At 70.0% G+C, this 14,619-nt stretch carries 12 protein-coding genes; all 12 read right to left on the bottom strand.

The features are described 5' to 3' along the window. Positions 1 to 3 precede the first annotated feature (3 nt). Positions 4 to 1,245, bottom strand: a complete 1,242-nt coding sequence (locus tag KYK13_RS05005) for a beta-ketoacyl synthase (protein WP_223642382.1) — start codon at positions 1,243 to 1,245, stop codon at positions 4 to 6. After that, positions 1,242 to 2,309, bottom strand: a complete 1,068-nt coding sequence (locus tag KYK13_RS05000) for a cytochrome c (RefSeq protein ID WP_223642380.1) — start codon at positions 2,307 to 2,309, stop codon at positions 1,242 to 1,244. Before KYK13_RS05000 ends, KYK13_RS05005 begins: the two co-directional genes overlap by 4 nt. Further along, a complete protein-coding gene (locus KYK13_RS04995) occupies positions 2,306 to 3,082 on the bottom strand; it encodes a cyclase family protein (protein ID WP_223642379.1) in 777 nt (258 codons plus the stop codon). The genes KYK13_RS05000 and KYK13_RS04995 overlap by 4 nt, the downstream gene beginning before the upstream one ends. After that, a complete protein-coding gene (locus KYK13_RS04990) occupies positions 3,079 to 4,920 on the bottom strand; it encodes a hypothetical protein (protein WP_223642377.1) in 1,842 nt (613 codons plus the stop codon). The genes KYK13_RS04995 and KYK13_RS04990 overlap by 4 nt, the downstream gene beginning before the upstream one ends. Then, entirely contained in the window at positions 4,917 to 6,023 is a 1,107-nt protein-coding gene (locus KYK13_RS04985; protein WP_223642375.1) for an alpha/beta hydrolase, read from the bottom strand. Before KYK13_RS04985 ends, KYK13_RS04990 begins: the two co-directional genes overlap by 4 nt. Positions 6,024 to 6,028: 5 nt before the next feature. Then, positions 6,029 to 8,239, bottom strand: coding sequence for a hypothetical protein (locus KYK13_RS04980; protein ID WP_223642374.1), 2,211 nt, complete (start codon positions 8,237 to 8,239; stop codon positions 6,029 to 6,031). Continuing rightward, positions 8,226 to 8,678 carry a hypothetical protein gene (locus KYK13_RS04975; RefSeq protein WP_223642373.1) on the bottom strand — a complete coding sequence of 151 codons (453 nt, stop codon included), beginning with the start codon at positions 8,676 to 8,678 and terminating at the stop codon, positions 8,226 to 8,228. The genes KYK13_RS04980 and KYK13_RS04975 overlap by 14 nt, the downstream gene beginning before the upstream one ends. Positions 8,679 to 8,729: 51 nt before the next feature. Further along, entirely contained in the window at positions 8,730 to 11,138 is a 2,409-nt protein-coding gene (locus KYK13_RS04970; protein ID WP_223642372.1) for a hypothetical protein, read from the bottom strand. Continuing rightward, positions 11,135 to 11,413 carry an acyl carrier protein gene (locus KYK13_RS04965; protein WP_223642371.1) on the bottom strand — a complete coding sequence of 93 codons (279 nt, stop codon included), beginning with the start codon at positions 11,411 to 11,413 and terminating at the stop codon, positions 11,135 to 11,137. Before KYK13_RS04965 ends, KYK13_RS04970 begins: the two co-directional genes overlap by 4 nt. Positions 11,414 to 11,422: 9 nt before the next feature. After that, the gene (locus tag KYK13_RS04960) at positions 11,423 to 12,346 is read right to left on the bottom strand and encodes a beta-ketoacyl synthase N-terminal-like domain-containing protein (RefSeq protein ID WP_223642370.1); all 924 of its coding nucleotides are present in this window, start codon (positions 12,344 to 12,346) and stop codon (positions 11,423 to 11,425) included. 126 nt (positions 12,347 to 12,472) lie between these two features. Beyond that, on the bottom strand, positions 12,473 to 13,312 hold the full coding sequence (locus tag KYK13_RS04955; RefSeq protein ID WP_223642369.1) for a hypothetical protein: 840 nt from the start codon (positions 13,310 to 13,312) through the stop codon (positions 12,473 to 12,475). Positions 13,313 to 13,346: 34 nt separating this feature from the next. Next, positions 13,347 to 14,156 carry a hypothetical protein gene (locus tag KYK13_RS04950; protein ID WP_223642368.1) on the bottom strand — a complete coding sequence of 270 codons (810 nt, stop codon included), beginning with the start codon at positions 14,154 to 14,156 and terminating at the stop codon, positions 13,347 to 13,349. Positions 14,157 to 14,619 lie beyond the last annotated feature (463 nt).

The raw sequence follows: 14,619 nt of genomic DNA, 5'->3' as shown, positions 1-14,619 counted from the left end.
GCCTCAGACCGCCGCCATGACCAGCGCGGAATGGATGCCGGAGAAGCCATTGCTCAGCTTCACCAGATGGGCGCATGCCGCGGGCCGTCCCCGCCGCGCCAGGTAGTCCAGGTCGCAGCCCTCCCCTGGCTCATCCAGGTTGAGGGTGGGGAAATGGAATTGGTGGTGCAGGGAAAGCGCGCAGGCGCTCACCTCCAGCGCGTTCGAAGCCCCCAGGGCATGGCCCAGCATCGACTTGAGCGAATTGACCGTGATGGCGTGAGCATGGGCCCCCAACACGGCCTTGATGGCGTTGGTCTCGCACAGGTCGTTCTGGGGGGTGGAGCTGCCATGCGCGCTGACGTGGTCCACGGCGTCCGGCGGCAGGTTCGCGTCCGCCAGCGCCAGGCGCAGACAGTGCGCCAGGGACTGACCGTCAGCCGCCAGGTTTGTCATGTGATAGGCATTGCTGGAGGAGGCAAAGCCTGTCACCTCCGCGAGGATGGGAGCGCCACGCGACAGGGCGTGCTCCCGCTCCTCGAGCACGAGCAGGGCCGCCCCTTCCGCCAGGACGAAGCCGTCGCGGTGGCGGTCGAAGGGGCGGGATGCGGCGGTGGGAATGTCATTGCGGCGGGTGGTGGCGCCAATGACGTCGAAAGACGCGAAGACCATGGGCGTGAGGGGCGCCTCCGCGGAGCCCGTGAGCGCCACGTCCGCGACGCCCGTGCGCACCAGGTCGTACGCCGCGCTGATGGCATCCAGCGAGGCCGTGCAGCCCGTGGACACGGTGAGCACGAGCCCCTCGCAGCCACAGCGCGCCGCCAGCTCATCCGCGACGGTGTGGAAGGACAACCGCCGGTGCAGTGCGGCGGGCGGCTCATGGGCCGCTTCGCCACGCGCCCTGCGCAGGAAGGCGGCCTCGACGTCGATGGGGGCTCCCACCGCGTTCCCCATGACGAGCGCGGAGCGGAGGCCTCGCACGTCGCGCAGCCGGGCGTCCGCCAGCGCCAGGTCCAGCGCCACCTCCGCCAGGAGCCCGCGGCGGTCGGTGTGGCGCCGCGCGTCCTCCGGCAACAGCGCATCCGGAATGCGCCCCACCACCCGCGAGCGCAGGGTCTCGACGGGGAAGGCCCCCGGCAAGCCGGTCAGCGCGGTCGTTCCGCTGCGGCCCTCGCGGATGCTGTTCCAGAAATCCCGCCGCCCCACGCCCACCGGGGAAACGGGCCCCACTCCTGTGATGACGACGCGACGACGCTTCGGGTTCATGGCTGGGTGTCTTCTCCCGGGAGGGGGGTCCCCCCGCTCAACTTCATGACGTAGTCCGCGAGCCGCTCGATGTCGGGCCGGTCCAGGACCGAGCCCCAGGCTGGCATCAGGGATGACTTGCCCACCGCGCTCCCCCCGGAGCGGATGGCGGTGATGACGCCCTCCCGGGTGAGCATCTCCATCTCCTGCTTCGAGCGGTGGTTGCGGGGCGGGACGAACAGCTGGCGTGCATTGATGCCCCGCCCATCTCCACGCACGCCGTGGCACTGCGAGCACAACAACCGGTACAGCCTGGCCGCGCGCCCCTTCGGCTCGGGCACGGCCTCCGCCGCGACCCGCGCTCCGGGCGGCTCGGGGGACAAGGTCGGCGCGGGGGAGGATGGCTGGACAAGGTAGTCGACGATGGCGGCGATCTGATCACCGCGGGCATCCGCTCGCGGCATCAGGGTCCGCAGCCAGTAGCCGGGCTCGGAGATGTAGGCCTCCATCCACTCGCGCTCCAGCCGCGCCCCCGCGGAGAACAGCTCCGGCCCGGAGACGCCCCCCTGTCCGGGTCTTGCCTGGTGGCACCCCCCGCATGGCAGCAGCTTGTAGAAGTGCACCTGCGCGCGGATGGCGCCGTTGGGCTCCGCGACCGGGTGTGGATTGAGCTCGCGCTTGAGGCCCGCCAGATACGTGCTGACCGCCTTCGCGTCCGCCGCCGACAGCACCGGGTGCGCGGGCAGCAGGGCCGGGTCCACCCGGTCTCCGTCCGCGGTGGGCACCACGTAGCGGTAGGGCAGCCAGCCAGCGGGGCGCACGCGCGTGGGCGCTTGCAGCCAGGACTCCACCCACGCGGGCCGCAGCCGCGAGCCCGCGTGGGACAGGTCCGGCCCCTGGGTCCGCTCCACGTCGAGCAGGTCCCCCGTCCCTGGAGGCCGGGGCACGTGGCAGCCCTGGCACCGCTCGCGGTACAGCGCGGCGCCTGCCCCTGGTGCGCTGCGGGTCGCGTCCTTGGCGCCGGCCTGCGCCGCCCCTGACAGCCATGCGCCCACCAGGAGCGCGAGCATCCCCCTGGAGTTCATGGCGCATCCACCGGCTCCAGGAAGGCCACGGGGCGCACCCACCCCGCGCTCCCCCGATGCACCTTGATGGGGAAGCACGCGACCCGGAAGCCCGCCGGCGGCAGGTGCTCCAGGTTGCACAACTTCTCCATCACGCAGAACTCCAACTCGCGCCCCACGAAATGGGCGGCCCAGACGGACTCCGGACCCAACCTCGCCAGGCGCTGGCGCATCACGCCGTAGGGCGGATCCATGCTCCACGCATCGGTGCCGAAGACGCGCACGCCTCGCGCCACGAGCAGGCGCACCAGCTCCACGGACAGCCCCCGCCCCCGGTCCGAGTAGCCCTCCTGTCCGAAGTGCGCGCCAGCGCCGGTGTGGAACAGGACGATCTCCCCCGCGCAGACCGGGCGGCCCTCGCGCGCCTCCCAGGCGAGCAGCTCTTCCGGCGAGACCAGGAGCTCGGAGCTCCCCGCCTCGACGCGGACACAGCAGCCCTCGCCCCAGAACCAGTCCAGCGGCATCTCGTCGATGGTGCGCGCGGGCCGGCCCTCCACCGTGGGGGCGTAATGGAACGGCGCGTCCATGTGCGTTCCCGAGTGGGTGATGGCGGTGATCCGCTCGCTCGCCCAGGCCCGGCCTCCCTCCAACAAGCACGGGTCCATGCCCACGAGCTGCGCGAGGTGCGTGCCCCCCGCCTCGTGCGACAGTCGCTCCAGGAGCACCGGCACCCGCTCTCCGGGGTTGGGACCGAAGGGGGCGCTCAGGTCCAACAGCTGCTTCAGCGCCCTCATGGCCTCCCCACCTTCACCGCCAGCACCGCGTCCGGGGACTCCGGCGCCCGGACCACGTACTGACCGGGCTGCTCGAACGTGAAGGAGAAGCGGTCCCCGGACTTCAGCACCCCCGAGGACAACGTCCTTCCTTCCGCCTCGACCGTGACCACGTGCGTGGCGGTGGAGACCGTGTGGCCGGTGTTGGGCGAGTCATACAGCCACCGCACACTGTCCCCCGCGCGCAGCACCAGCTCCTTGCGGTCGAAGTAGGGGGGCGCGTCGAGCACGCGGACCTCCACGTGGCCGGCGGAGGTCCTTCCCATGGAGTCGACGAGCGCCTGGTACGCCCCCTGCGGAAACGGCTGGAAGCGGCCCGCCTCCTCCCGCAGGGTGCGCTGGATGCGCGCCAGGCCGTCGCGGACGTCCTGCTCTCCCAACTGCTCCGCCTCCGCGACGAGCCGGTCCTGGACCCGCTTGCCTTCCAGGTCCCGGGGCGTCAAACGCGCGAGGGCGTAGCGGAGCGCGAGCCGGCCCGGGCGATACTCGAAGCGGGACTCGGCCATGGCGGCCTGCCCTGCCCCATCCGTGGCATGGACGGTGAGGGTATGCGCTCCTGGCTGGAGCGACACCAGCTCCAGGAAGCCCTGCACGGGCGTCACCCGCTCCCCATCGATGCGGTACTCGACGTCACGCACCCCGGAGACGCGGTCGGTGATGCGCACCGACAGCATCGTCCGGCCGCCCTCCGCGACGCCGGCCGGAGAGAGCACCTGGATGGAGGGCGGCGCCAGGTCCAGCACCCCCAGCTTCCCGGCGTACTGCTCCGAGAACCAGAGGTTGCCCTGCTTGTCGAAGCCCAACCCGAACGGCCGCGCGCTCCGGGCCGCGGGAGGCACGCTGGGCTCCACGTCGGGCGCGCCCGTGGGGAGGGGGAACATCGTGAACGCGCCCGTGGCGGGCCGGTAGCGCAGCGCCAGGTTCCCATCCAACGCGAGCGTCCAGACATCCCCCGAGGGCGCCACCGCGATGCCGGCCGGCCGCCGCGCCTCCGCGGGCACGTCGATGATGCGGGGCACCTCCGCGCCTGGCGCCAGGTAGCCCAACCGGCCCTCCAGCTTGGCGAACCAGACGCCTCCCTTCGCGTCCACCGCCAGCCCCGCCGGACCACTGACCACCCCCGTGCTCTCCGTGCCCAGGCGCCATTCACGGATCTCCCCCGTCGCCGGGTCCAGGCGCCCCACCGTGTCGGTGAAGCCCTCGGTGAACCAGACCACGCCGCTGCGCGCGTCCACCGCCAGCCCCGCGGGGCCTGCCTGCCGGTTCGGCAACGGATAGTTCCGGACCGTCCCGGTAGAAGGCTCCAACCGCCCGACCTGCCCCGCGAAGCGCTGGGTGAACCACACCGTCCCGTCCGGTCCCAGCGCCACGTTGAAGGGCCAGGTGTTCTTCCCCTCCAGGGGGAACTCCTTCTTCTGCCGCGTCGTCCGGTCGAAGCGGATGAGCTTGTTGTCGTAGCTCGCGGCCACCCACACCGCGCCCTCGTGCGCAGTCCCCGGTGCGCCCACCGCCACGCCGACCGGGCGGCTCTCGGGGCCGAACGGGAACACCTCCAGTGCCCCGTTCGAAAAGCGCGCGAGCTTGCCCGTCTTCGCCAATGCCACCCAGACCGCGTCCTGCTCATCCACGGCGACAATGGCGGGACCGCTGCCGGGGTGGTCCAGCGCGAACTCCTGGAAGTAGGGAACGGGCAACTCCGGAGCTGTGCGCGGCTCCGTCTTGCGCGAGCCCTCCCCGCACCCCAGCCCTACCGCCAGCGCCCAGAGCACCGCGGCCCAGGTACCGCCTCGACTCTTCATTCGCGTGCCGCCCATGCGTTCGCCCTCCGCTCCAACGTCTTGCTCGGTGACTCGAGGTGTTCCAGCAGCCAGTCCGCCGCGTGCGGCAGCCACTCGTGCACACGGCTGGTTCCCACGTGCTCCGCGTTCCAGGCCCACACGTCCACGTGCGCGCGGCCCCAGGAGGAGAAGGCCTCCGCGTGCTCGGGCCCGAAGAGCCGGTCCTGCTCCATGTGGAGCAGCAGCAACCGCCCTTCCGGCACCGGCAGCCCGCCCAGGTGGACGCGGGCCGCCAGTGCCTCCAGCTGGTGCCCGTCGCGAAGGTTGAACGACAACGCCAGCATCCGGCGCATGCGCTCCACCGCCATGAGCGTCCCATCGAAGACGGCGTTGGGAGACACCGCCACGCCCGCGACGAATCGCGGCTCCCCCGCCAGCGCCCGCGCCACCAGGTGTCCGCCGAAGCTGACCCCCAGGGCCCCCAGCCCCCCCCGGGCATCGAGCCCGGGCTGACGCGCGACCCAGTCCGCGAGCGCCGGCGCCACCTGCTCCACTTCGAACAGCGGGGCGCGGGGCCGCACCCCCAAGGCCGCGGGAAGGTCCACCGCGAGCACCGCCAGTCCTCGCGCCAGCAGCGGCTGCGCGAAGGCGTGCAGCTCCACCTCGCAGACCGAATCCAGCCCGTTGAACAGCACCACCACGGGCGCGGGCGCGGGCCCGGGCCCCGGCAGGCGCAGGTAGCCCCCCACCGGTCCCCGCGGCGTGGGAATGCGCACCGCGCGGCCCAGCCGGGGCTCCAGCGCGAGCGCCCGCCGGTACGCCATCCGCGCCCGGTGCCGCAGCCGCAGCGCGCCGGACCACCAGGGCATGCCCTCCGCCGCCAGGTGCAGCCCCAGGGACGCCGCCTGGTACGCGCTCGCCGTCCACAGCCAGGCCTGGGCCGCGGACTGGCCTCGTCCTTCGAGCGCGGCCTGGGTCGCCAGCCGCCGCAGGTCCATCGCGGCGCCCAGCAGGGCCGGGGTCCACCCCACGCCCTCCTCCATCCTCAGGGTGGCCGCCTCCAGGGCTCCGTAGGGGACCCCCGCGAACGCGGCGCGGAACACCATGAATCGCCGTGGCTCCATGGTGCCTACCGCCCCGCGGACAGGCTGGAACCGGGCGTCGCGCCAGGGCCCAGCTTCACCTGGGAAACACCCTCGATGCACAGCCGCCCGAGCTTGTTGGCGAACTGCTCGGAGAACCACAGACACCCCTGGCTGTCCCGATCGAGCCCGCCCATCCACGCCCCCTCCGCGGGAATCTTGTAGATGGACACCACCTGCTTCTGGGCGAGGTCGAAGCGCAGGATGGCGTTGTAGAAGACCGTTGACACCCAGATGGCGTTGGAGCGCGGGTCGTAGTTCACCTTGAACGGCGCGGACTGCACCGGCAGCGCGTACTCGGTGATCTTCTTCGTCTTGCGGTCGAACATGCCCAGCTTGTCGCTGCGCATCTCCGCGAACCAGATGTTGCCGTCCGCGTCCTCCATCAATGACAGCGGCCATCCCAGACGCGTGGGCAGCTCCCACGTCTCCACCGTCCATCGCTCCTTGTCGAGATGCCCGATGCGATTGCCCGTCTTCTGGGCGAACCAGACCTCGTTCTTGCTGTCGACGAAGATGGTGCGGGGCTCCGCCTTGGGGTTGGGCATGTCGAGGAAGCGCCACTGGCCCTCGGGCGTCATGCGTCCCAGCTTGTTCGCATCGCTCAAGGCGACCCACACGTTGTGGTCCAGGTCGACCGCGATGCCCACGGGCAACGCCCCCGGCACCGGGATGGAGTACTCCGTGATGCGGAAGTCCCGGATGCGGGCAATCTTGTTCGCGGTTCGCAGCGTCACCCAGACATCGTCGCCACAGGGGTCCAACGACATGGACGTGGGGCCGGACTCGGGCGTGGGCGTCTTCAGCTCATGCAGGGCCCCGTCCTTGTAATAACCAATGGCGCTCCCGCCGGGGCCCGGCGGAAAGCCCGGACTCACCCAGCCGCCGCCCATCTGCGTGAACCAGACGGTGTCGCGTGCGTCCACCGCGACGATGCCCGGCACCGACTGCGGCGTGGGGACCTCCATCTCCACGAACTCATGGCGTGCATTGACAATCCTTCCGCCCGGGCCCGCGGCCGGCGTCTCCCCCGCCAGGTAGGACAGGTCCGTGCGGACGATGACGCCCACGATGTTCGCGCCCTGCTGCGCGAACCAGACGTTCCCCTTGGAATCCAGCGCGATGCCCGCCGGAAAGGCATCCTTGCCCGGCAGCGCGAAGTACTCGAACGTGCGCGCCTTCGGGTCGAAGCGCCCCACCCGGTTGGAGAACAGCTCGCTGAACCAGATGTCCCCGCGCTTGTCCGCCGCCAGGATGAAGGGGCCTCCATGGCGGTCGTCCGTGGCGAACTCCTGGATGGAGCCGTCCTCGCGGATGAGGCCCAGCTTCCCGGCGTTGCGCATGGAAAACCAGACCTGCCCGGCCCCGTCCACGACCAGGCCGCAGGGCTTGGCGTCCGCGGTGGGCAGCTTGAACTGCTCGAACGCGCCCGTGCGCGGGTCGTAGCGGCCCAGCGTCCCCACGTCGCGCATGGCCACCCATACGCGGTCTTGCTTGTCCACGGCGATGCCGGTGGATTTGGTCTTGGCCGCGGGCAGCGGCACCTCCGTGATCTGCCCTGTTTTCGCGTCGATTCGCGCGAGCTTGTCCGCCATCGTCTCCGTCACCCAGGCGTGGCCCTGGGAGTCCAGCGCGATGGCGGTGGGCCATGCGTCCGGCGTGGGAATGTCGTAGTGGATCAGCCGGGAGCCATCGGCGCTGCGGCGCGACACGCGGTTGGCCAGGCGCTCGGCAACCCACATGTCCCCGTCCGGACCGAACAGGATGCCCATGGGGCTGGAGCCCTCCGTCCCGGTGGTCCACTCGGTGATGGTGCCGGCCTGGTCCAACCGCGCGACCTTGTTGACCGCGGGCACATCAATGAAGTTTCGCGCGAAGCGGCCTCCGCTCTCCGTCACCCAGATCCGGTCCTTGTCATCGATTGCGATGATGTGTGGCACGGCGTGAGGGGTGGGCACGTCATACGTGAACAGCGAGAAGGGCCGCTTCGCGCTGGAGCGCAGCTGGTGGAGGCGCGCCTGCACCTTCGTCACCGCGGACTGCGCATAGGCGTCCTGCCCGGGCGCGCCGCCGGCGGGCTGTCCCGGCTCGGAGGCCTCCGCGGCCACGGCCCTGTCCGGCGCCTGCTCCGCCCGCGACGCGGAGCACCCGACGCCCAGCCCCATGAGCAGCAACGCCCCCAGCCTAGCGAGCCGCATGGGTCACCTCCTGCGAGCCTTCCATGCGGCGCTTGAGCCCCAGCATCGTCTGGAGGCTGTTGTTGCGGATGAGCTCCAGCATCTGCGGGACGACGGCCCCGCTCCCCAGGTCCGTCGCGCCCGTCTCCGCCAGGTAGCGCTGGGCCACGTCCAGGTGGAAATCCACCTCGTGGCGGCTGGTGATGATGGTGGCGTCCGCTTCGCTGGCCACCTCCCACCAACCGTAGTGCCTGCGCAGGAACGGCGGCGGTTCAGGCTGGTAGTAGAAGATGGCGTTGCCTTGCAGGATGCGCACGGTCTTGAAGACATCCGTGCGGCCGCGGCTCTGGACGGTCATCCGCAGGACCTGCACCTGCGCGTCCTCGTAGAGCATGTCGATCTTCAGCACGTGTGGCGCCACGGTGGGCCACGACTCCAGCCGCCAGAAGGCGTCGAGCACGGTGCGTGCATCACGGGCAATGCGAACACCTACGGAGAAGTTTTCCATTGTTCAGTGACCTTGAGAGGGAATGCGGGAGAGAAGGTTTGCGTTCTGCTGCGTGAACCAGATGTTTCCGTCCGCGGCCGCGAGGATTCCGCGCGGCTTGGCACCCGCGGTGCGCATGGGGATGAGGTCGAAGGAGCGCGTGGCCGGGTCGAACACCGCGATGCGGTTGCCTCCCACGCCCCCCAACCCGCCGCCGTCCGTCAGCCAGATGCGCCCGCGCGAATCCTTGGTGAGCCGCACGGGCTCCGCGTCATGGGCCGGCACGGTGAACTCGTCCCAGCGCCGGGTGCTCAAATCCAGCCGTGCGAGCTTGCCGGCCCCGCCTTCCGCCACCCAGACCGCCGCGTCATCCACCAGCACCCCGATGGGCGAGCTGTCCGGGGTGGGCATCGCATGGACCTCGAAGGCGCGGTGCGCGGTGTCGAACCGCGCCACGTAGTTTCCGGCCTCCTCGGACGCGGAGATCCACAGGCCACCCCGCCGGTCCGCCGCCAGGTGGAGCGGGCTGCTGTTTTCACGGGGCATCTCGAACAGCTCGAAACGGCTTCCCACGCGGTCGAACCGGGCGATGCGATTGGCTCCCAGCAAGGTGAGCCACACGTCGTCGTGCTCATCCACGGCGACGCTGGAGGGCAGCGCGGCGTCGATGGGCAGCGGGAACTCGTCGACCTGGCCGGTGCGTGGCACCAGCCGGGCCAGGGCGTTGGTGCGGAACTGGGCAATCCAGAACTCGCCCGCGCGGTCCATCGCCATGCCGGAGGGCATGCTGGAGACGCTGGGCAGCGCGTACTCGCGGAAGTGGCGCGTGCGCGGATTGAAGGCGCCAATGCGGCTGCCGTAGAGCTGGTTGAACCAGAGCACCCCTTCGGCGTCCTCGATGAGCTCGTTTCCCGGGCCGCTTCCAGGGTGCGGCAGCGGGAAGTCCTCCTGTCCCCGCTGCGCGTGTGGCGCCCCCTGGGGCGAAGGGGGGCGCTCCGCGGGCGGGCCCTCCCGCCCTCCTGGAGGGGCGCTGGACGGCGCCACCGGCTCCGTGCCCTGGCCCGGGTCCCTCACCGGCCGCAGGGACGGCCCGGGAATGGGGTCGGGGTGGCGCGCCAGTTCCTCCGGCACCACCATGCCGATCTTGTTGCCCGTCTGCTCGGTGAACCAGACACGGCCCTTGCGGTCCACGGTGATGCCACCGGGACGGCTGTCAGGGGTTGGAATCTTGTACTCGAGGATCTTCCCGGTGCGCGGGTCCATCATCCCGATGGCGTTGCCGAACACCTCCGTGAACCAGAGCCGGTCCTTGGCGTCCGCGACGATCTTGAACGGCGCGGCGAACCGCGTGGGCAGCGCGTACTCGACGATCTGCTCCCCCACGACCTTGGCGAGCTTGTTGCCCACCATCTCCACGAACCAGATGGTGCCGTCACTCGTCTCGGCGATCCCCGTGGGCCGGGCGTTCTCCGTCGGGATCTTGAGTCGTACGAAGCGGCGGCGCGCCGGCTCGTAGTAGCCAATCTCGTTCGCGGTCCGGGCCGTGTACCAGACGCGCTGCTTGCGATCGACGTAGACCGTCCGCGGCTCGGAGTCCTTGCCCGGCAGTTCCACCTCCGTCACCTTGCCGTCCGGGGTGATGAACCCGATGCGGTTCGCGTACCGCTCGGCGAACCAGATGCGTCCCTTCGCATCCAGGTCGATGCCCAGCGCGTAGCCCTTGGGGCTCGGCAGCGGGAACTCCCGGATGGTGCCCTGGGGGTCGAGCCGGCCGATGCGGTTGGTGAGCCGCTCGGTGAACCAGACGGCGCCAGAGCCATCCATCACCAGCGAGTCGACCCCCACCGTGCTCCCATCACCGCCGGGCGTGGGCGTGGCGAACTCGACGATGCGCCCGGCATCATCCACCTGGCCCAGCTTGTTGTTCGCGGGGATGTTCTCGAAGCCGTAGAAGTCCCCTCCGCCCTCGGTGAACCACAGGGTGTCATCCGTGCGGCTGGGGATGATCATCCGCGGCACGGCGCGCAGCGTGGGGATGACGAACTCCCGGAACGCCGCGTGATAGGCGAACTCCGGCGGCGAGTCCGTCGTGCCATCCGCGTTCTCCACCGTCACCGTTCCACGCATGAAGTGGTGGCGGAAGCAGACGTAGGGGTACACCCCCGCGCGCTTGAACGTGTAGCTCCACGTCGCGCCCACGGCCAGGTCGCCGGAGAAGAGGATGAGGGCGTCGTCGGTGATGGAGTGAACCATCTCCGGCCCGTGGTTCTTGAACGTGAGGGTGTCCCCCACCCGGACACGCAGCGACAGCGGCGTCATGTACGGCGGCGCGTCCGTGAGGTCCACGACGTGCGTCTGCCCCGCGCGGGCCCAGGGCGCGAACAGCACCCCCACGAGCAGGCTCCACGCGAACCATGCGGATGAGTGCCTCAAGGCGACGACTCCGTGTCTCCACGGCCCTCATGCAGGAGCGGCCGGATGCGCGCGGCGAGATCCGCGACGGTGCGCACGTCACGCACGTCCGCGCTCACCCGCGGCGGCAATCCCAATCGCTGACAGACGATGGCGGACAGCTCCACGGTCTCCAGCGAATCAATGCCCAGGTCGTCCTGGAGCTGGGTGGAGGCCTTCACCGCGGCGGGCGGGTACCCCAGCGTGTGCAGGGCCTCGAGGATGGTTTCGGTCACGTCGGGAGGTTGGGGGACCATGGTCGTTCCTCAGGTGTGAAGCCACAGCAGGTCGGCGCACTGATGCCCCAGGGAGAAGGCAATCACCGAGCGACCGGGTGGAAGGGATTGGAGAACCTCACAGGCGAGCGCCGCCGCGAGCGCGCTGCCGGCGCCCAGCGCGTCCCCCACCGCGCGGCCCACGGCGAGCAACCGAGGCGTCGCGCCGAGGATGCGCCGTGACAGCGCATGCACGGCCTGCTCCGCCGCGCTCCAGGGCGGGGCGTCACACACCACCGCCTCCAGGGGCAGCGCATGGGGGAGCCGCTCCAGAAAGGCACGCAGACGCTCCTCGGTGGCGTCCTCGCTGGAGCGGCGGAAGCTCACATGGGCACCGATGATGGGGGCTCCCGCAGGCGCGGTTCCCGCGCGCAGCAGCAGGAAGGCGGAGGCCTCCGCGAGCCGTGAGGACCGGTCCGCGTCCTCCTGCGCCGCGCACACCAGGGGCGTCACGGGTGCCTCCACGCCCCCCGCGAGCATGACTTCGCCCGGCGGCCCGTGGCGGAGCCGGTGGTAGGCCATGCCAATGGCCTGACCTCCGGAGCAGCGGTCCGTGGTCACCGTCTTCGCGATGCCATGCAGGCCCAGCGCGATGGTGACGTGCCCCTGCGCCGCGGCGGGAAACCACGCCGTGGCCAGATAGGCGCTGACCGCGCCTGGTCCCTGGGTGTGCAGGGCGTGGATCTGGGGCTCGGTGAAGGTCCAGCCCGCCAGCATGTTGCCCACGAAGAGGCCGCACGCGGCGCGCTCTCCGGGCGAGAGCCTGGCGACCAGGGGACGAACCGCCGCCAGCGTCAGAAGCGAGAAGCGGTCCATCTTGCGGGACTCTCGCGGTGGGAGGTTCGCTCCCACCGCGAGGTCTGTTTCTGCAATCAGGCGATCCCGCTCCGCGTCGAAGCGGGACTCGCTCCGCACGGCGGCGTGGATCTCCCCCAGCGTCCTCCATCTCGAGGTGCAGGCGGCTTGGGCTTGAACAAAGACAGGGCATTCACCGCCCTGACGGGAGATGTCGGAAGTGGACATGGTTGGAGCGTGACGAGCTCAGCGGTGCTTGACGCGGCCCTGCCGGGAGTTCGAGGAGGTGGGCCCGTAGTTGTCGACGACACGGAAGATGTAGAAACGGGCGGGCACCTGGAGCGAGCCGTAGAACACCCGCGCGAGCGCGGCGATCTTCGGGTCCTCGACGGGACCGTGACGGCGCACATACGAATTCTCCGCGTCCTCCAGGGAGTCGTATTCGCCGTAGTTGATCGACATCCGGGCGGCCTCGGTGGCGCGCGGCGAGTACGGCGTCTGCTGCTCCGGAACGGGAGCGGACGTCTCCACGAGCACGTCATCCCCCAGGAAGCCCGCCGGCTTGCGGCCACGCGTGACGGTCTTCACGTCATCGAGCGCCTTCTCGTATTGCTCCCAGTACTTGGGAAACGGGATGAACATGCCCAGGTGGGCCACCTGCTGGACCTTGCCTGGAGCGAAGTCACGCCCCGTCGGGTTGCGCACGATGGCGTCCGGCGTGAACGCGCTCGTCAAGACGGCCAGGTGGACCTCCGGAGCCCGGCGGACGAACGGTGCCACCGCGTCCAGCCTGCGCTTGAGCATGTTTTCCGCCGCGACCGCGTTGGAGAACCGGGCGTAGGTGGCGTACTTGAGGGCCAACGGATCCAGGCTGTCGAGCACGCGTTCATTGATGAAACCGGGCTCGCGTTGGTAGAGGGCCCGCGTCGACTCCAGGGCCTGCTTGAACTGCGGCTCCGACTCTGGGGCCACGTCGTAGACGATGACCTGCGCGACCGGCCCCTGGGCATTGGGGGGCTGGGCGGCGCCCGGCGTGGACACCGCGAGCGCGCAGGCGAAGACAAACAATGGAATCAGCTTTCGCATGGTTGGCATTTCCAGTTCGTGTTCGGGGAGGGCGTCAGCGCGCCATGTAGTTCTCGATGACGACGCCAGTGGCCGCGCCGGCGACGCGGCCCGCGGCGCGGCTCAACTTCGCGGTCTTCAGCGTTGAAGGCAGCTCGTAGTATTCGGTGTAGGCCGCGTAGCCACTGCCATCCGAGAGGGAAAGGATGGCGGTCCCCGACATGCCCGGCCGCCCCGTGATGGCCTTGCGGATGTCATCGAGCGGCGTCTTCGCGTCGAAGAACTCCACGCTGGCCGTCTGGCCCACGTAGCCGATCTTCATGAAGTTGAGCGAAGCGGTGTACTCCTGGAACACCTTCGAGTCCTGGTACGGCATGGCGCGCACGAAGGTGTTGGCGGCCTTCTTCAGCCCCTTGGCGTGGTTGTGCTCCCAGCTCCAGTCGCTGAGAATGACATCCACGAGCTTGCCCTGCAGCCGCGTGGGCGAAGTGCTGGTCAGCGCATCCGTCTTGGTCTGCCGGTACCGGGTGATGGACGCCCCCATGTCCGGATCGAAGTAGCGTCCCAGGACGATGTAGGTTGAGTCCGCGTCCCGTTGCGTGGGCAGGACCTCGACGATCTTCTCACTGCCAAAGCCTGTCGCGATCCGGTCGTAGGGCCCCGAGCGCAACGACTGCGTGAGAAAGGCACTCTCCCCGCCCTTCTTCACGGTGTAGATATCGACGGTGAAGTAGCTGGCCAGCGCCGCGGCTTCCATCTCGTACACGGGCTCGTCCGCGTGCACGAGTGGCCCCCACAGCAGGGCTGGCGCCATCAACAGCCACCGCAGCGCTCCTCTCCAGGTGGGACTGCATGTCTGCCTCATGGTCCATGACCTCCAGGTGGTTGGAACTGCGTTGCGCGAGCGGGCTGTACGGGCTGTCTGGCCATGAGCAATCGCGGGGCCAGCGCGGGCCACACCGCGAAAGCAAGTAATTACAACTCCTTGGATTACCCGGAACCGCCGGACAAAACCCAAGAGGTCGGATATTTTTGTCCAGCTCGGGCGTGGCTCCGCCTGCGCGCCTAGGATGTTTTTCGCCTGGAATGGCAAGGCATTCAGGCTCCGGGAAACCCCTTACATTCCGGCACGACGAAGACGCAGGGCCACCGCGCGAGGCGCTCCCTGGAGCTGCCAATCATTGGCGCCACCAGGGACCCGCCCACCGCACGGGATGGCGGCGATTGAACGGACCCATGGCGGTACGGCCGCCTGGCGGCGCCGCGCGGCTTCGGGGGAGGCGAAGGGGTGCCGGGCCAGGGGCGCGCGCATGCGCCCCTGAAAGCCC

The organism is Corallococcus sp. EGB (assembly GCF_019968905.1).
In the GTDB taxonomy this organism is placed as follows: Bacteria; Myxococcota; Myxococcia; order Myxococcales; family Myxococcaceae; genus Corallococcus.
This window is presented reverse-complemented; position numbering and strand designations above follow the sequence as displayed.

What these genes read in the sequence shown, in the direction of transcription:
- KYK13_RS05005 (WP_223642382.1), bottom strand. Translation starts at nt 1,245, where the DNA reads ATGAACCCGAAGCGTCGTCGCGTCGTCATCACAGGAGTGGGGCCCGTT.
- KYK13_RS05000 (WP_223642380.1), bottom strand. Translation starts at nt 2,309, where the DNA reads ATGAACTCCAGGGGGATGCTCGCGCTCCTGGTGGGCGCATGGCTGTCA.
- KYK13_RS04995 (WP_223642379.1), bottom strand. Translation starts at nt 3,082, where the DNA reads ATGAGGGCGCTGAAGCAGCTGTTGGACCTGAGCGCCCCCTTCGGTCCC.
- KYK13_RS04990 (WP_223642377.1), bottom strand. Translation starts at nt 4,920, where the DNA reads ATGAAGAGTCGAGGCGGTACCTGGGCCGCGGTGCTCTGGGCGCTGGCG.
- KYK13_RS04985 (WP_223642375.1), bottom strand. Translation starts at nt 6,023, where the DNA reads ATGGAGCCACGGCGATTCATGGTGTTCCGCGCCGCGTTCGCGGGGGTC.
- KYK13_RS04980 (WP_223642374.1), bottom strand. Translation starts at nt 8,239, where the DNA reads ATGCGGCTCGCTAGGCTGGGGGCGTTGCTGCTCATGGGGCTGGGCGTC.
- KYK13_RS04965 (WP_223642371.1), bottom strand. Translation starts at nt 11,413, where the DNA reads ATGGTCCCCCAACCTCCCGACGTGACCGAAACCATCCTCGAGGCCCTG.
- KYK13_RS04955 (WP_223642369.1), bottom strand. Translation starts at nt 13,312, where the DNA reads ATGCGAAAGCTGATTCCATTGTTTGTCTTCGCCTGCGCGCTCGCGGTG.
- KYK13_RS04950 (WP_223642368.1), bottom strand. Translation starts at nt 14,156, where the DNA reads ATGAGGCAGACATGCAGTCCCACCTGGAGAGGAGCGCTGCGGTGGCTG.